13 protein-coding genes are annotated in these 16263 nt (G+C 72.9%); 5 read left to right on the top strand and 8 right to left on the bottom strand.

The window, feature by feature from the left end; genetic code table 11:
* Positions 1 to 79 precede the first annotated feature (79 nt).
* From NAEX_RS23920 to NAEX_RS23900, 5 genes are all read right to left on the bottom strand, one after another.
* Complete coding sequence (locus NAEX_RS23920) at positions 80 to 1696, bottom strand: bifunctional aminoglycoside phosphotransferase/ATP-binding protein (protein WP_143140553.1); 1617 nt, start codon at positions 1694 to 1696, stop codon at positions 80 to 82.
* 133 nt (positions 1697 to 1829) lie between these two features.
* The gene (locus tag NAEX_RS23915) at positions 1830 to 3311 is read right to left on the bottom strand and encodes a lipase family alpha/beta hydrolase (RefSeq protein WP_096329791.1); all 1482 of its coding nucleotides are present in this window, start codon (positions 3309 to 3311) and stop codon (positions 1830 to 1832) included.
* Positions 3312 to 3322: 11 nt separating this feature from the next.
* On the bottom strand, positions 3323 to 4150 hold the full coding sequence (locus NAEX_RS50595) for a hypothetical protein (RefSeq protein ID WP_096329790.1): 828 nt from the start codon (positions 4148 to 4150) through the stop codon (positions 3323 to 3325).
* 9 nt (positions 4151 to 4159) lie between these two features.
* The gene (locus tag NAEX_RS23905) at positions 4160 to 4795 is read right to left on the bottom strand and encodes a peptidoglycan-binding domain-containing protein (protein WP_170135957.1); all 636 of its coding nucleotides are present in this window, start codon (positions 4793 to 4795) and stop codon (positions 4160 to 4162) included.
* A gap of 491 nt (positions 4796 to 5286) precedes the next feature.
* Positions 5287 to 5826, bottom strand: coding sequence for a hypothetical protein (locus NAEX_RS23900; protein ID WP_143140550.1), 540 nt, complete (start codon positions 5824 to 5826; stop codon positions 5287 to 5289).
* A 137-nt stretch (positions 5827 to 5963) separates the two neighbouring features.
* Between NAEX_RS23900 and NAEX_RS23895 the strand changes: the two genes are divergently transcribed.
* Both NAEX_RS23895 and NAEX_RS23890 read left to right on the top strand, forming a co-directional pair.
* Positions 5964 to 8237, top strand: coding sequence for a type VI secretion system Vgr family protein (locus tag NAEX_RS23895; protein ID WP_096329787.1), 2274 nt, complete (start codon positions 5964 to 5966; stop codon positions 8235 to 8237).
* A gap of 211 nt (positions 8238 to 8448) precedes the next feature.
* Positions 8449 to 9591: a PQQ-binding-like beta-propeller repeat protein gene (locus tag NAEX_RS23890; protein ID WP_143140549.1), complete on the top strand. Its 1143-nt coding sequence runs from the start codon at positions 8449 to 8451 to the stop codon at positions 9589 to 9591.
* Positions 9592 to 9655: 64 nt separating this feature from the next.
* Here the strand turns inward: NAEX_RS23890 and NAEX_RS23885 are convergent, their stop codons facing one another.
* Genes NAEX_RS23885 through NAEX_RS23875 form a run of 3 tightly spaced genes read right to left on the bottom strand, consistent with a single transcriptional unit; the run spans position 9656 to position 13329 of the window.
* A complete protein-coding gene (locus NAEX_RS23885) occupies positions 9656 to 10714 on the bottom strand; it encodes a hemin-degrading factor (RefSeq protein ID WP_096329785.1) in 1059 nt (352 codons plus the stop codon).
* Positions 10715 to 10753: 39 nt separating this feature from the next.
* On the bottom strand, positions 10754 to 11371 hold the full coding sequence (locus NAEX_RS23880) for an HmuY family protein (protein ID WP_096329784.1): 618 nt from the start codon (positions 11369 to 11371) through the stop codon (positions 10754 to 10756).
* Positions 11368 to 13329, bottom strand: a complete 1962-nt coding sequence (locus tag NAEX_RS23875) for a TonB-dependent receptor plug domain-containing protein (RefSeq protein ID WP_170135956.1) — start codon at positions 13327 to 13329, stop codon at positions 11368 to 11370. Before NAEX_RS23875 ends, NAEX_RS23880 begins: the two co-directional genes overlap by 4 nt.
* An 88-nt stretch (positions 13330 to 13417) precedes the next feature.
* Between NAEX_RS23875 and NAEX_RS23870 the strand changes: the two genes are divergently transcribed.
* From NAEX_RS23870 to NAEX_RS50590, 3 genes are all read left to right on the top strand, one after another.
* Entirely contained in the window at positions 13418 to 13930 is a 513-nt protein-coding gene (locus tag NAEX_RS23870; protein WP_143140548.1) for a hypothetical protein, read from the top strand.
* A gap of 294 nt (positions 13931 to 14224) precedes the next feature.
* Entirely contained in the window at positions 14225 to 14938 is a 714-nt protein-coding gene (locus NAEX_RS23865) for a DUF2306 domain-containing protein (RefSeq protein ID WP_211302463.1), read from the top strand.
* A gap of 348 nt (positions 14939 to 15286) precedes the next feature.
* Positions 15287 to 16252, top strand: coding sequence for a hypothetical protein (locus tag NAEX_RS50590; protein WP_096329781.1), 966 nt, complete (start codon positions 15287 to 15289; stop codon positions 16250 to 16252).
* The last annotated feature ends 11 nt before the right edge of the window (positions 16253 to 16263 follow it).

Below are 16263 nucleotides of genomic sequence, written 5' to 3'. Positions count from 1 at the left end.
GGGCCTCGGCTTGACAACGTTCGCGCGCGCGCCTGCGGGGGCGCGCGGCCGCGCAATCGCATGTCCCGAGGGACAGCCGCTACCACAACCCGGCCGCGCGCAGGTGTTGCAGCGCCCGCTGCAGCACCTCCTCGGGCAGCCCGCCGCCGTCGATCTCGGCGGCGATCGCCGCGTGCTCGGGGCGCAGCGGCTGCCACGCGGACCGCGCCTGCAGGTACACCGACACGTCGGCGTCCGAGACGTCGCCTGTCCTGCGGGACAGGCGCTCGCGGACCGTCGCCTCGTCGGCGGTGCACACGAGGATCTGCGCCGGCACGCCGAGCGCGGCGGCCAGGTCGACGAACGGCGCGCGCTGCGAGTCGAGCTTGAAGTTGGCGTCGACGACCACGCGCTCGCCCTCGGCCAGGCGGGCCTCGGTCAGCTCGCGGCAGACCTCGTAGGTGCGCTCGGTCCACGCCGGCGTGTACACCGACGCGTCGGCCGGGGCCTCGCTCGGCAGGCCGGCGAGCTGCTTGCGGACCGCGTCGGAGCGGACCCACGAGAAGCCCTCGCCGGCGAGCGCGCGGGCCAGCGTCGACTTGCCGGTCCCGGGCAGGCCCATCACCAGCAGCAGGCACGGGGCCAGCGCCGGCGCCTGCAGCTCGCGCAGCGCCAGCAGCAGGTACCGGCGCGCGCGCGCCTCGGCCGCGCGCGCCTCCGCCTCCGGCACCTCCGGCTCGCGCGCCTTGAACGCCTCGACCTTGGCCCGCACCGTCGCGCGGTAGGCGATGTACAGCGGCAGCAGCGCGCGGCCCTCGCTCGCCTCGTCGTCGGGCGTGACCGCGAAGTAGCCCTCGGCCAGCGCGTCGGCCAGGTCGCGCCGGCCGGCGTCGCGCAGGTCCATCACCAGGAACGCCAGGTCGGCCACCGGGTCGGCGCAGCGGAACTGCTCGCCGAACTCGATGCAGTCGATCACCAGCAGGTCGTCCGGCGCCTCGCGCTCGGGGAACCAGTACACGTGCTCGAGCCGCAGGTCGCCGTGGGTGTCGCGCGGCACGTGCCGGCGCGCCCGCCCGTCGATCGCCGCGTGCCCGCGCGCCAGCGCCTCCTCGGTGGCCCGCTCGACGCGCGTCAGCAATTGCTCGGTCACCACCCCGAGCCCGGCCAGCTGCGTGAAGTTCTGGCGGCAGTTGCCGGCCACCGCCGCGAACGTCGCCCACGCCGACACCGCCGGCCCGCGCCGGGCCCGCGCGTGGAAGCCGGCGATCGTCGCGCCGAGCCGCTGCATCAGGTGCGCGTCGGCCTCGCCGGCGGCCACGCGCGCGCCGAGCCGCGCCGCGTCGGGCAGCCGCCGCATGTGGACCACCCAGTCGATCACCTCGAGGTCGCCGCCCTCGTCGAGCTCGCGGCCGACCCGCACCTGATCGTCGACCTGTACGACGGGCAAGGTCCCGAGGTACACGTCGGGCGCCAGCCGGCGGTTGAGCTCCACCTCGAGCTGACAGAAGTGACGCCGGCGCGACAGCGTCGAGTAGTCGAGGAACTCGAGGTCGACCGGCTTCTTCAGCTTGTAGACGTCGTCCTCGACCAGGAACACCACCGAGACGTGGGTCTGGACCACCTCGACACGGACGCCCGCGTCGCGCCCGAAAGCGCGGGGGTCCGAGAGGGCGGCGATCAGCGCGGCGAGCTCCATGGTGTCCTCGAAGGCTGCCACGGCCGGACCCCGCCCGTCCATGCGCGAGTGTCACGGCCGCGTGGCGGTCGCGATCGCGTATCACCCGATGACGGCGACCTCACGCGCGACGCCCGACGCCTCGCGACCCCTGCGCCCCGGACGCCGCCACGAGTCACGGCAACAGCCGCAGCGCCTGGATCCGCCGGACCACCCGCTGGTTGACGTCGGGCACGAAGCAGGTCGAGTGCTCGCGCGCCCCGACGTCCTCGTGGAGCGCGAGCCGCGGCGGCGCGACCCCGGCCCACTGTCCGCTCACGCCGGCGTCGAGGCCCTGGGCGCTGACGATCGGCACCGTGCCGTCGCCGCCGCCGGCCACCGGCACCGCGCGCCGCCCGGGCGGGAGGTCCCAGCGGTACGCGGTCTCGGTCGGCATCCCCGCGGCGTACAGCATGAACGTGCGCGGATGCGCGTAGCCGGCCAGGAGGCGGTGGAACGCCTGGGCGCACGCGATCCCCGACCGCAGCGACGCGCGGTAGACGTCCCACCGCCCGAGCGCCCGCGCCGCGCGAGCCCGGTCGGCGCGCAGCCGCATCTCGTGGAACTCGGGGAAGCGGCCGTTCCACTCGTCGTCGAGCTCGACGAGGCGCGCCTCGGCGGCCCGCGTCATCGCGTCGGGCGCGTCGCCGAAGCCCTCGTTCAGCAGCGTCTGCAGCTCGGCCGCCGGCAGCTCGGGCACCACGCTGCGCGGCCCGCCGCTGAGGTAGTCGGCGTAGATCTCGGCGGCCGGCACCACCTGTCCCGAAGGACCGGTGAGCCAGCCCTCGTAGACGTGGTTCGGCATCAGCTGCAGCGGCCCCTCGGTGCCGCTCATGATCATCGTGTAGCCCCACCACGTCCCGCCGAGGATGCCGGCGAAGATCTTGCCCTCGATCCCGGTCGCCTTCTCGTTGCCGAGGCCCTCGACGAACCGGCGGTAGGCCACCACCGCGCCGTTGCACGGCTGGACCACGTGGACCACGCCCTTGACCAGGTTCGCCACCCCGCAGCCGGCCGGCGCGCAGGCGTAGCGGGCCACCAGGCCGCCCATGCTGTGCGTCACCAGCACGACCTTGTCGACGCCGTGCTTGTCGAGGACGTGGCGGATCCGGCGGGCCAGCAGGGTCGCGCCGTTGGACACGGTGCGCCGCCAGTCGTAGCCGAACGCGTACACCGGGTGCTCGCCGGCGGCGTAGGCCCCGCTGTTGAACGCGACCTCGAGCGCCTTGAGGATCTCGTAGTAATAGCTCTGCGACACCCCGCCCCAGCCGCGCTGGCGGCCGTAGAAGCCGGGGTCGCCGTTCGGGTCGACGGCGCGCCAGATCTTCTCGAGGTCCTTGTCCCACGCGATCGGGTCGCTGAGGATCTCCGCCATCCCGGTGCGCACGCTGAGCAGCTCGGCGGCCCGCTCGGCCGAGCGCATCGACCAGCCCAGCAGGTTCTTCTTGCTGTCGGGGTCCCACAGCTCGTTGTGCGCGGCGAGCCGCATGCGCGAGCCCATCACCCCGGGGACGAACACGATCGGCAGCGGCTTGCCGCTGCGCAGCGTGTTCTCCTTGCCCTGCTCGAAGATCCGCGCGGCCTCGATCTCGCGCACCGTCAGCTGGTCCTCCGCCATCCCCCCCTCCCTCAGTGCCGCGCCACGCTGGCGACCATCGCCGAAAAGCCCGCGCCGCCGAGCGCCTCGGCCGCGCGCTCGATCACGACGAGCCGCAGCGACAGCCCCGGCGCCGCCGCCACCCGCGCCCACGTCGAGCCCAGCACCGCGCCGTACGGGTCGCAGCGGTCGAGCCGCCACTCGCCCCACGCCGCCTCCGCGCCGGCCAGCGTGGCCGTCCCGGCGGCGAGCGGGTGGACCACCAGCAGCTCGCCCGGGGCCGGCTCGCCCCACGCCTCGAATTCTGCCTCTTGGGGCATGTCCGAAGAACCCTGGTCCAACAGACACGTCACCTCGTCGCCGGCGCTGGCGAACCGGAACACCCGCGGCGGCCGCAGCCAGGCGGGCAGGGCCAGCGCGACGCCGTGGGCGCGCCGCTCGGCCCAGCCCGGCGGCAGCGAGCCGCCGCCGATCGCGGCCACCAGCGCCAGGAACACGGTGTCGGCCCACTCGCGCGCGCTCTCGAAGCGCAGCGTCCACATCCGCCCGCGGTCGTCGCGCAGCGCCGCCACCCACACCCCGCCGGCGATCTCCGGGTCGGTGATCGCCAGGGTGTGGGCCGGCCCGAGCCCGGTCATGACCTGTCCTTCCGGCCATCCCGGGTCGCCGCCGAGCGCCCGCGCCGCGCTCTTGCGGTTGGCGGCGATCACGTCGGCCGGGCGCACGTCGGCCGGCAGCTCCTCGACCTCGATCGCCAGGCGGTCGGCCTCGCCGGCGCCGGCCTCCTCGAACACGTAGCCGGTGCGGTCGGCCAGCGCGTCGGGGACGTCCAGCGCGTACGGGTCACAGAATCGCAGCACGCGTCCTCCTCACATCCCGTAGAGCTCGCGCAGCTTGGCCTGCGTCGCCGCGTCGAGCTCGCCGGTCGCCGGCAGGCCCTCGCGCAGCTGCAGCCCCCACAGCGCCAGCGCCGTCGCGTCGTCGAGCTCGCCGGTGACGCGCCCGTGGTAGTAGCCGAGCTGGGACAGCCGCGCCTGCGCCCCCGACACCTCCCCCACCGGGTCGAGGTGCCCGAGCCGCAGCCGGTACATCAACTTGCGCTCCGGGAACTCGACCACCGCCTCCGTCGCCTCGCTCCCGATCGCCTCGACCAGCCGGCCGTCGCCGTCGGTCTTGCCCTCCCGGACAGGCTCTTCCATACCTGTGACGAAGAACCTGTATGAAGCGCCAGCCACCGGCGCGTCGCCCTCGACGAAGCGCAGCCGCACCTCCGCGCCCGCCGGCGCCAGCTTGAACCTGTGCGAGGCGCCGGTCGCCCGCGTCTCCCACCTGGCCGCCGGCTCCGGCACGAACAGCGCGTCGCCGGGCAGCAGCGCGCTCGGATCGCGCGCCCGCTCGCGCAGCGCCGCGTTGTTCGGGTGGTCCCAGACCTCCCGCCAGTCGACGCCCAGGCGCGCCGCGATGCTCCCGACGCACTCTCCCTGCGCCACCCGGTGACTCGCCATCGCCCCGCCACGGTATCCGCCCGCCCCCGCCGCCGACAAGCCGAACCGGCCGCGCGCGCGCGCGTGCGCCCGCGAGCGCCTGCGCGCCCGGCGAATCCGCGCGCGGCGCAGCGGCGCGTCCTGGCTGTTCAAAAGAGCATGTCTTCGAAGACATCTAGCCAATCGCCCGCGCTGTCTGCGAGGTCCGGGCAGATCTCCGTGCCTCCACGCCCGCGGTGCAGGCAGCGGGCGCAGCCGTGGAGACCTCCGCCCCCGACGAGTCGCGCCTCGCGGCCGAGTTCGCCGTCGCCGCGGCATCACCCGGCGCCCGCGCCTCACGCCCGTTCGCGCCCCTGCCTCGATCCGCCGGGTTCGCCTCGTCCCACGATGGCGGCCGCACGCTCCCGGCCTGCCCCGCGGGCGCTCATCGCCTGCCCACAATCACCGCACGCCGCGCGCGCGGCGACCTCGCGGGCTGCGGGTCGACGTCCGTCGTCACCGCCTGCCCACAATCACCCGGCCGCGGCCCACATGTTCGCGCCGCGCCGCGGGAAGGTGATCTTGCACGTCCCCGGGGGCAGCCCGCGCACGACCGCCTTGCCGTCGACGCCGAGCGAGCCGCGCAGCTGCCTGCCGTCGGGCAGCTCGATCACGTAGGGCTCCCACGCCACCGCCGCGCCGTTCGCGTCGACCAGCTCGAGGCCGATCCAGTCGGTCTCGACCAGCTGCGTGTCGGCCTCTTCGGCCGCGGGCTCGGCGGCGCTGCGGCCCGCCTGTCCGGACTCGCGCGCCGGCGCCTCGCGTTCGTGGACCAGCAGCCCGCGCGTCAGCAGGTCGACCAGCACGCGCTCCAGCCCCGCGCGCTCCAGCCGCGACGCGTCGATGCCCGCCGCCGCGAACAGCAGCCCGCGCAGCGCCGCGGTCGAGTCCGGCGTCAGCGCCAGCGCGTCGACCGTGCGCGCCGCGACCTCGCGCGCCACACCCACGCCGCGGCCGGCCATCAACCACCACTGCTCGCCGAAGCGCCCTGCGATCGCCACTCGTCGCGCCACGTCGGCGAATCTACACCAGCCGCGAAGCCACACCAGCCGCGTCGTGCCCGCCGCGATCGAGACCGCGCCGCGCTCTCGCGCGCCTCACTTCGACTCGCCGGCCGCTCGCTCGCGTGCAACACTGCAGCCGCGCCGCGATGAACGACCACGCCTCGGACGACCGCAGCGGCCTACTCGCTGCAACGCGCTACAGCTTCACCTGCAAGGGCACCCAGGGCGTCGTCTGGCACGTCCGCCGCTTCGACCTCGTCGAGTCGATCTCCGAGCCGTACCGCCTGCACCTCGAGATCCTCACCGACGACCTGTCCGTCGATCCGAGCGACCTCCTCGGGGCCGAGTGCGACTTCTTCATCGAGCGCGACGTCGCCGCCCGGGCCGTCTACGGCGTCGTCGCCCGCATGCAGGAGCTCGGCGTCGTCACCGACCGCCTCGTCCTCGGCGTCGACCTCGTGCCCGCGCTCGCCCTGCTCGGCCAGGTCGTCAACACCCGCTTCTTTCAGGAGCAGAGCGTCCCCGACATCCTCCGCCAGGTGCTCGAGCCCGGGCTCGAGCTCGAGGGTCGGCGCCTGCGCCTCGACCTCGACGCCGCCGCCTACGAGCCGCGCGAGTACTGCGTCCAGTTCCGCGAGACCGACCTCGAGTTCGCCGCCCGCCTCATGCAGGAGGAGGGCATCCTCTACTACTTCGAGCACCCGGTGAACGGCGGGCCCGAGGTGCTCGTGCTGGCCGGCGAGAGCGACCGCTGCAAGCCGCTGCCGCTCGAGGGCGGCCGCGACAAGGTCGACTACCTCGCGCGGCAGACCGGCACCGCGCTGCGCCAGGCCGTCGACAGCCTCACCCCGACCTGGTCGCTGCGCACCACCTCGATCGTCCAGCGCGACTTCGACTGGCTGCACCCCAGCGATTCGCCGTACCAGCGCGAGCGGCGGTCGAAGGACCTCCGCGGCCGCGACCGCGAGGTCTACGACCACGACGAATTGCGGCTCCACCGCGACGACGGCATCAAGCGGGCCAAGCGCAAGCTCGAGCAGCAGAGCGCCCAGACCCGCGTGTACTTGGGGACAGGTGACGTCACCGAGCTGACGCCCGGCTACACCATCACGCTGGTCGGCCACCCGCAGCCGCAGCTCGACCGCGAGTACCTGCTCGTGCGCGTGCGCCACCGCGGGGCCGCGCCCGAGGAGGACATGTACGCCAGCCAGCGCGGCGAGAGCCGCTACGACAACGAGTTCGAGGCGATCCCCGCCGACGTCTCGTGGCGGCCGGAGCCGACGCTCACGCGCCCGCGGGCGCACGGGCCGCAGACCGCGATCGTCGTCGGCCCGGCCGGCGAAGAGGTGCACACCGACGAGCACGGGCGGATCAAGGTCCACTTCCACTGGGACCGGATCTCCCCGTTCGACGACACCGCCTCGTGCTGGATCCGCGTCGCCCAGAAGTGGGCCGGCCCGTCGTGGGGCGCCGTCTTCATCCCGCGCGTCGGCATGGAGGTCTTGGTGGAGTTCCTCGACGGCGACCCCGACCGCCCGGTCGTCACCGGTTGCGTCTACAACGGCCAGAACCGGCCGCCCTACGACCTGCCGCTGGAGAAGACCAAGAGCACGATCAAGACCGAGACCAGCCCGGGCGGCGGTGGTTCGAACGAGATCCGCTTCGAGGACGCGGCCGGGGCCGAGGAGATCTACATCCACGGCCAGCAGGACATGAACACCGACGTCATCCGCGACACCACGCGCAAGAGCGGGCGCGACGACTCGAGCAACGTCGGCCGCCACCAGAAGGACGAGGTCGGCGTCGACCGCACCGCCAGCGTCGGCAACAACGAGACGCTCACCGTCGGCGTCGACCAGTCGCTCACCGTCGGCAACAACCAGACGATCTCGGTCGGCACCAATCAGACCCTCACCGTCGGGTCGATGCAGAACGAGACAGTCGGCGCCAACCAGACGATCTCGGTCGGCGCCGATCAATCGTCGACGATCGGCGCCAATCAGTCGACCACCGTCGGCGCCAATCAATCGACCACCGTCGGCGGCAGCATGACCCTCAGCGTGTCCGGGGCGATGAGCGTCACCGGCGGCGGCAGCAGCACGGTCAGCGTCGGCGGCAGCAGCACCACCACCATCGCCGCCAGCAGCACCACCAACATCGGCGGCAGCAGCACCACCAACGTCGGCGGCGCGACCAACATGACCTTCTCCGCCTCGCACGACCTCAACGTCGGCGCCGCGCGGACCACCAGCATCGGCGGCGGCGACACGCTCAGCGTCGCCGGCACGCTGTCGATCACCGCCGCCTCGATCACCCTGTCCGCCGGCGGCTCGACCGTCGAGATCGGCCCCGGCGGCATCACGATCGCCGCCGGCGCGATCGTCTCGATCACCGGCGCGATGGTCAACGTCAACACGTAGGGCCTCGAGATCGCGACACGCCGGTCGCACCCCTGCGGCGACGGCGGGTGCGCGGCGCCGGTGGCTCGCCTTCGCCGCGAGCCCACCGGTCTGCCGCGGGGGCGGCCTCGGGCCGGTCACGCGCGTGTCCTTTCAGGCAGATCCGTGCGAACCCGGAGCACGCGCAGGGCCTGTCGTTGCGCGGCGCCTCGCCGCCGCGTATCGTTACGGCATGGGTTGGGCGAAGTGCTGGCTTATTTGTCTCGGTGCGATGCTGGCGTGCGATCCGCAGGGCGGCGGGACGTACGCGACGGCCGGCGAGAGCGCGAGCGCCGGCTCGACGGGTGAGGCGTCGACGGGAGAGGCAGCCACGGGCGAGACGTCGAGCGACGCGCCGACGACGAGCGGCGGGTCGGGCAGCGAGCTGGGCTGCGCCGACGTGCGGTGGACCCACGACGTCGCCAAGTTCAGCTCGATCCGCGACCTCGTCGTCGACGCGCGCGGGCACGTGCGCGCGACCGAGAGCGAGCCCGACCTCTTCCGCGTGCTCGACCTCGATCCGCTCGGCGTCGAGGTCGCCCCGCTCGAGGTCGCGACCGCGGACGGCGGGGTCCAGTGGGGCGGGGTCGACGGCGAGGGCAACGTGGTGCTGCGCGTCGACGAGAACGGGGCGCAGTTCCCCCGCGACTGGTTGCGCAAGTACTCGGTCGAGGGCGCGCTGCTGTGGGAGGTCGAGTTCGCCTCGACGACCGACGGGTTCGTGCTGGGCGCGCCGGTGCCCGGGCCCGACGGCTCGGTCGTCGTCACCCGCGCGGGCTCGATCGTCCTGCTCGACGCCGCCGGCTCCGTCGTGTGGAAGCAGCCCAACCCCGACTTCATGCAGGCGTTCGCGCGCAACTCCGCCGGCGTGACCGTCGCGGTGGTGCTGTCGACCAGGCGCGTGCGATCGCTGGGCCCCGACGGCGCCCTGCTGTGGGAGGTCGAGTGGGGCCAGGAGGCGCTGCAGGACCGCTTCCTCGCCGTCGACGCGGCCGGCGGCGTCGTCGTCGGCGAGACGCTCCACGGGCTGGCCCGGTTCTCGGGCGACGGGACGCTCGAGTGGGAGAAGAGCGAGGCCGAGGTCGGCGTGCGCATCGACGGGCTCGCCATGAACGAGGCCGGGCAGGTCGCCGTGCTCGGCGATCCGGACGAGCCGTCCCCGTCGGTGGTGGTGCGCCTCGGCCCCGACGGCGCCGAGGTCGGCCGCCGCGCCTGCGCCCAGCTCACCGGTGAGCGGGTGGCGATCGACGGAGCGGGCCAGGTGACGGTCGCCGGCTACGACTTCCTCTCCGGCAACGGGCAGTACGACTGGTGGGTGGTCGCGTTCGCCGAGTGACGCGCCCCCGGGGACATGTCCTGCGGGACATTCACCGGAGCGCGCGTCCGCTGTCACATGCCCTTCAGGACATGTCCGCGGGGGCATCCATCGTCCCGAGCAGCTCGCGCCAGGCGGGCAGCTCGGGGCGGCCGGGCTTGCGCTCGCCGAACAGCAGGGCGATGTTGTCGCCCTGGGCGTCGAACAGCTCGAGCGAGGTGACGACGCCGTCGTCGGTCGGCTTGTCGACGACGAACGCGCGGGCGACGTGGTCGCGGCGCAGGTGCAGGTTGAAGCCCGGGTCGAGCACGTTGATCCACGGGCCCATCGGCACGATCTTGCGCACCGGGCCGGTGTGGATCTGCAAGCACCCGGGGTTGCCGACGAAGATCATGATCGGCAGCTCGCTGGCGGCCGCGGCGTTCAGCACCCTGTCGATGCTGTCGGTGGCGACCGGGCGGACGAAGCCCTCGGGGGCGAGGCGCATCGCCTGCAGGCGCGACACGCCGTGCTTGCGCAGCAGGCCGAAGAAGTCGTGCGTGTCGCGCAGGTCGCGCCAACCGGCCTGAAGCGCGGCGACATCGATCTCGGCGTCGGGCGTGTCCGCCTTGCGAGGCGGCCGCGGCGTCAGCTCGATCGCCTGGCCCTGGTCCTCCGCGCGGAAGATGTCGACCAGCATCCGGTACTCGGCCAGCTCGGTCTTCTCCTTCGAGTAGACCTTGTGGACGGCGTCCCCGTGGGCGTCGAAGAAGTGCAGGCTGTGCTTGCCGTCCTCCTCGACGGCGAACCCGTGGGCCCACTTCGACAGGAAGATCCGCAGGTCGATGGGGCCGCTGCTGCTGTGGACGATGGCGTGCGGCCCCGAGATCTCGGGCTCGGTGTACTCGCCGATCTTCTCGTGGACCGCGCTCTCGTTGCGCGTGAGGGCCATGACCTCGCCGAGCAGCGGCAGCCGGCGCAGGATGGCCGGCCAGTCGTCGACGAGGCGGACCGTGGTGGTGCCGCACTCGGTCGCGCGCAGCTCGGCCTCGCTGACGCCGAGGCGGGTCGCGGCGTCGCGGATCCGCAGCTTCGGCTCGCTGGCGCGGAGGTCACGCCAGGCGTGGGCGAGGGTGGTCGAGGGAGTCGTGGAGGCAGGTTGCATGGCGAGTCCGTCGGCGGTCGAAGGATGTATGGATCGGGTTCACGCGGCCGGCAGCTCGGCCCAGCGGAAGCTGACGAACCCCGGCGTACCGGCCTCGTCGTAGAAGCCGAGCATCTCCAGCTTGTAATGATTGCCCTCGGGCGTGCGAACCACGTAGACGCGTTCGGCCTTGGGCGCGAGGGTGTGGTCCATGATGTTGTAGTCGAACCAGTTGTCGAAGGCGTAGCCGGGTTCGACGTTGGCCCCCTCGCCGCCGGTGCCGGGGCCGCTGGCCTCGTCGCTGATCCACCCCTCGGTCGGGACGGCGGTGACGGCCTCGAAGCTGGTGCCCTCGAGGATCGCGACTTGCGCGCCGCCCTTGCCCGAGGTGCCGCCGTTCGACTTGACGTTGAAGCGCAGCGCCGCCAGGTCCCACACCTTGTCGTCGGCCGGGTCAGCGGGCTCGACGTGGCCCTTCGATTCGAAGTCGAAGTAGGTCCACGCCTCCTCGCTGGTCGAGTCGAGGACCGACTCGTAGCTGCCGTCGCCGAGGTCCTCGGTGACGACCGGGCCGTCGGTCGGCAGCTCGTCGCCGTCGGTGGTGTCGGACGGCGAGCTCTCGGTGCAGGCGGGGAGGGTGACGGCGAGCGCCAAGGTGAGCAGCAGCGGGCGGGTCATGGCTTGCGTGTCCTTTTGGGCAGGTCGGTGCGGATCCGGGCCGAGATCCCGCCGTAGAACAGGCGGGGTACGAGCGGCAGATAGGCGGCGTCGCCGGCGTTGAGCAGGTTGTCGACGCCGGCGAAGAAGGTGAGCTTGCCGCCGAGGATGTCCTGGGCGACGCGCAGGTCGACGTTGGCGTACGGCGCCACGCGCAGCGGCTCCTCGACGCCGTCGCCGTCGTTGTCGGCGTAGTAGAACTGCTTGCCGAACACCGCGGCGCGGACCTGGGCCGAGGTGCCCCAGCGCGGGTGCTTCCAGCGCAGGCGCGCGCTCGAGTGGTGCGCCGGCCGCCCGGGCAGGCGCCGCCGCAGCTCGAGGTCGCGGGCGTCGGTGAAGGTGTAGCTGACCTCGGCGTCGACCACGTCGGTGAACTTGATCGCCAGCGCGGCCTCGACGCCCCGGCTGCGGGCGGCGCCGACGTTGATGTACTGGAAGGCGTTGTCGGACCCGAGCATCAGCGTGGTCGCGTCGAGGGCGATCAGGTCTTTGAGGCGGTGGTGGAAGTAATCGAGGGTGAGGGTGCGGCCCGGGGAGATCCGCCAGGCCACGCCGGCGGTGGCGCTGCGCGCCGTCTCGGCCTTGAGGTCGGGGTTGCCGGCGACGCGGTAGCCGGCGGCCGGGTTGGCGAAGGCGAGGTAGAGCTCGCGGAAGGCCGGGGCGCGGAAGCCGAGGCCGGCGCTGGCGCGCAGCGTGAGGCTCTCGGCCGGGTCGATGCGGAAGGCCAGGCGCGGCGAGCCGTAGCCGCCGAACTGCGAGTCGAGGTCGAGCCGCGCGCCGGGGACGATGATGACGAGCGGCCTCAGGGCGACCTTCCACTCGTCCTGGGCGTAGAGGGCGAACCGCTGGCGGTCGGACGAGGCGGTGGCGAGCCGCGGGGTCGAGAGGTACTCGAGCTGGGTCTCGATGCCGGCGCTGAACATGTGCCGGCCGGCGATCATGTGGTCGTACTGGGCGCCGAGCTGTCCCAACGTATCCTTGGTGCGCTGCGACTGATCGAGCGCGTCCGACTTGCGCTGGTCGAGGACGTAGTGGTCGTCGAAGTGGGCCAGATGGGCGACCAGCCGCAGCCGCGCCGGCGCGTCCCAGGTGATCTCGGGGATGAAGCTGACCGAGGCGGTCTGGGTCAGGTTGTTGCGGTCGAACACGGCCCCGGCGGCGTTGCTGTCGATGCCGTGGAGGTCGCGCCGCTGATAGTCGGCGGTGAGGCCGAGGTTGATGTCGCGGCGCACGCGGAACTCGGTCCGCTGCGAGGCGTTGAAGGAGTGACCGCGGCTGCCGGTGGTCGAGGGGGTGCTGCGGTCGCGGTCGAAGCCGGCGGTGTAGTGCCAGCCGCCGCTCCAGCGGGTGCTCCAGCGCCCGCGCGCGCCGCCGATCGTGGCGCTCAGATCGGAGGTGTGGAAGCTGCCGTAGCGGGCCCGCGCGTCGAGCTCGAGCTTCCGCGCCGCCCGCCGCGTGATGATGTTGATGACCCCCGCGATCGCGTCGGCGCCGTACAGCGAGCTGCCCGGGCCCTTGACGATCTCGACCTGGGCGATGTCCTCGGCGGGGAAGCGCGCGAGGTCGATGACCCCGCCGACGCGCCCGGTCGCCCGCTGGCCGTCGACGAGGATCAGCACGTACTTGGAATCGAGGCCCTGCATCTGGATGCCGACCCCGCCGGCGCCCGCGAAGCTGCGCAAGATCTGGAGGCCCGGCTGCTCCTCGAGCACGCCCGCCAGCGTCTCCGCCCCCGAGGCCTCGATCGCGGCCCGGTCGACCACCCGCGTCGACACCGCGACGTCGCCGATCGCCTGCTCGGTCCGCGCCGAGGTCACCACCACCGTCTTGCTCTCCTTCGCCGGCCGCACCTCGGGCGGCCGCTGCCTTCGCGGCGGAGCCCCGTGAACGGTGGTCGCAGTGGTCGCGGACAGCAGCATGGCGAGGAGCAGCAGCGCCGATGGAAATTGAAAACTGATTTCAAATTGATCGACAGCCGTGTCGAGGGCGTCAAGAGCGCGCGCCGTGATGTTTCTCCGCATTGAAAATCAAAATCATTTGGGCAAGAACCGCCGCGTGGCCGGCGAGGCGGCGACGCAGTCGGGGGCGCGCTGGGAGCGGTGGTTCGTGCTCAGCGTGGCCGGGCTCTTGCTGGTGGTGCCACCCATCGTACGCGAGCTGTACCCCTTCTCGCTGCCCTCGATGTTCTCGCGGGCGATCGACCGGCTGGCGGTGTACAAGGCGAGAGACCCGCGCGGAGCGCCGGTGCCGCTCGAGCGCCTGCGCCTGCACGTCCCCGAGTGGCACGACCCGCCCGTCCGCACGCTCGGCCGCGCCGGCTACGGCCGCCGCAAGCCGGCCAGCGCCCACGTGCTCGGCGAGGTGGCCAGCGCCGCCGAGGTCGAGCGCGCGGTCCGCTGGGCCCTGCGCCGCGACCCGTCGCTGCCGCCCGCCGTGACGGTGACGCAGACGGTGCTCGGCCGCGGCGAGCACGGCGCGCTGGCGGTCCTGTCGCGCGCGGAGTGGACGATCGCGCGCTGAACCGGCGTGAAGGGCGGCCCGGCTCGCTCGCCGTCGCGCGGGTGACCTCCGGCCTGGCCTCCTGGACATGGTTTTCCATACATGTTTCAGGAGACATGAAATCACAGCGCGAGGTCGCTTCATGGAAGTCACCCGGAACAGCGACAGCGACCCGACGGGCCGCACAGTCACGAGCGGGCGTCAGTGGCGCGTGAACGGCCGCGACGGCCTCAGCCGCCGCCTGGCGGACGACAGGCCCCACCCCCGAATCGGCGCGGCGCCCGGCGGCGACCCGGCGGCGAAGGTATCATCGCCATGGTCCTCCTCCCCGAACGGAGCCGCGAGGCCGCCCACGCCCCCCGCTCGCGCCGGTGCCGGCGGCAGCGCGGCATGTTGCCGCTCGCGCTCACGGCCCTGGCGTTCCTGGCGTTCTCGCTGCCGCCCTACCTGTCGCTCGACCCGGCCCGCTCGCGCGTCCCGCCGCCCGCGGACGTGCCGGCCTACTTCCCGGCGCTGGTCGTGCACGTGACCTGCGGCGCGGTGGCGATGGTGACCTGGTGCCTGCCGATCTGGCCGTGGCTGCGGCGCCGGCGGCCTCGGGTCCACCGGATCGTCGGCCGCGTCTACGTGCTCGCGGGTGTGCTGCCGAGCGCGCTGGCCGGGCTGTTCGTCGCCTATCACTCGCCGTTCGGGCCGGTCGCCGGCGCCAGCAGCCTGGTGCTCGCCCCGCTGCGGCTGTCGGTCACCGCGGTCGGCGTGGTCCGGCTCCGGCAGCGCCGCGTCGCCGAGCACGGGCGGTGGATGATCCGCAGCTTCGCGCTGACGATGCCGATCGTGATCCATCGCCTGATCGGCGTGCCGATCTTCGTCGCCCTGTACCTGCTGCTCGGCGCGGACGACGAACAGCTGCTGCAGCGCGTCGGCGCGGCGATCGTCGCCTGCTCGAGCTGGATCCTCGCGCTCGTGCTGGTCGAGCGCCACCTCCGGCGCGACCCGGACCGGCCGTTCGCCGAGGCGACCCCGGCCTGACGCGCGCCGCCGGGGCTCGCCGTACAGCGGTCACCCGGCTGCGCTGCGAGCCTCGCCGGGGTGGGCGAGCGCCGCGCAGCTGCGGCGCATGACGCCGCGGTCGCCGAGCCCCGGCACGAACATGTTCCTCAAGACATGTTGAACATAGCCGGTGACTCGACCCGCCCCGCGCATTATCGCTCTTCAATTCCACCTTAACTAACCATCGTTTTATCTCTTAAGGCACTTTTAATCGGATAGACTGCCGAAATGATGAGTTTGAGCGCTCTGCGCAGCGTCGCCCTCCGTCGCTCGGCCTCCCCCGCGCCTGCCCGAGCGACATGCCCTTCAGGCCATGTCGTCGAAAACATGTCTAAAAGAGCATGTCTAGCGCTCGCGTGGCTCACGCTGAGCGGCTGCGTCTCGCGGCCGGGCGACTTCGGCTCGAGCGCGACCGAGGCCGGCGACCCGACCGGCGACACCGGCGACGGCTCGACGGCGCCGGCGCCCGGCACGACGACGACCACGACCACGACCACGACCACGAGCCCGACGACCGGCCCCGGCGACGATCCGGTCGTCACCGCGACGAGCGCCGGCTCCGACCCGTCGGGCACCGACGGCGACACCGTGGACTTCATCAACCCGCCCGACGGCGGGCCCGTCGGGAAAGAATGCGACCAGTGGGTGCAGGACTGTCCCGAGGGCCAGAAGTGCAACGCCTACTCGGGCGACGGCGACCTCGCGTGGGAGAGCCTCAAGTGCGTCGACGTGGTGCCCGACCCCGACGGGCTGTACGAGCCGTGCGAGGTGTTCGGCTCGCACGTCAGCGGCGAGGACAGCTGCGACGTCGGCCTGATGTGCTGGGACGTGGTCGACGGCAAGGGGACGTGCATCGCCTACTGCACCGGCAGCCCCGACCAGCCGGGCTGCCCCGACCCGGAGTCGTCCTGCATCCTCACCGCCGAGGGCGTCATCACGCTGTGCCTGCCGAGTTGCGACCCGCTGCAGCAGGACTGCGACGGCGGAGACCTGTGCATCCCGAACCCCGGCGACCCGCACGCGTTCATCTGCGTGCTCGACGCGAGCGGCGACGAGGGCCAAGTCTTCGACCCGTGCGATTACGCCAACGAGTGCGACGCCGGCCTCTACTGCATGGGCACGACGCTGGCCGAGGAGTGCGACCCGCAGTCCAGCGGCTGCTGCCTGCCGTTCTGCGCCACCTCGCTGCCGAACACCTGCCCGGGCCAGGGCCAGGAGTGCCTGCCGTGGTGGGGCGAAGACCCGCCGGAGCCCGGGCTCGAGAACCTCGGCGTCTGCGGCCTGCCCCAGTAAACATGCCCTGA

The organism is Nannocystis exedens (genome assembly GCF_002343915.1).
Taxonomy (GTDB): domain Bacteria; phylum Myxococcota_A; class Polyangia; order Nannocystales; family Nannocystaceae; genus Nannocystis; species Nannocystis exedens.
The sequence above is the reverse complement of the archived record's forward strand: the minus strand, read 5'-3'. Positions and strand labels throughout refer to the sequence as shown.

What these genes read in the sequence shown, in the direction of transcription:
- NAEX_RS23915 (WP_096329791.1), bottom strand. Translation starts at nt 3,311, where the DNA reads ATGGCGGAGGACCAGCTGACGGTGCGCGAGATCGAGGCCGCGCGGATC.
- NAEX_RS23905 (WP_170135957.1), bottom strand. Translation starts at nt 4,795, where the DNA reads ATGGCGAGTCACCGGGTGGCGCAGGGAGAGTGCGTCGGGAGCATCGCG.
- NAEX_RS23895 (WP_096329787.1), top strand. Translation starts at nt 5,964, where the DNA reads ATGAACGACCACGCCTCGGACGACCGCAGCGGCCTACTCGCTGCAACG.
- NAEX_RS23890 (WP_143140549.1), top strand. Translation starts at nt 8,449, where the DNA reads ATGGGTTGGGCGAAGTGCTGGCTTATTTGTCTCGGTGCGATGCTGGCG.
- NAEX_RS23885 (WP_096329785.1), bottom strand. Translation starts at nt 10,714, where the DNA reads ATGCAACCTGCCTCCACGACTCCCTCGACCACCCTCGCCCACGCCTGG.
- NAEX_RS23880 (WP_096329784.1), bottom strand. Translation starts at nt 11,371, where the DNA reads ATGACCCGCCCGCTGCTGCTCACCTTGGCGCTCGCCGTCACCCTCCCC.
- NAEX_RS23875 (WP_170135956.1), bottom strand. Translation starts at nt 13,329, where the DNA reads ATGCTGCTGTCCGCGACCACTGCGACCACCGTTCACGGGGCTCCGCCG.
- NAEX_RS23870 (WP_143140548.1), top strand. Translation starts at nt 13,418, where the DNA reads ATGTTTCTCCGCATTGAAAATCAAAATCATTTGGGCAAGAACCGCCGC.
- NAEX_RS23865 (WP_211302463.1), top strand. Translation starts at nt 14,225, where the DNA reads ATGGTCCTCCTCCCCGAACGGAGCCGCGAGGCCGCCCACGCCCCCCGC.
- NAEX_RS50590 (WP_096329781.1), top strand. Translation starts at nt 15,287, where the DNA reads ATGTCTAAAAGAGCATGTCTAGCGCTCGCGTGGCTCACGCTGAGCGGC.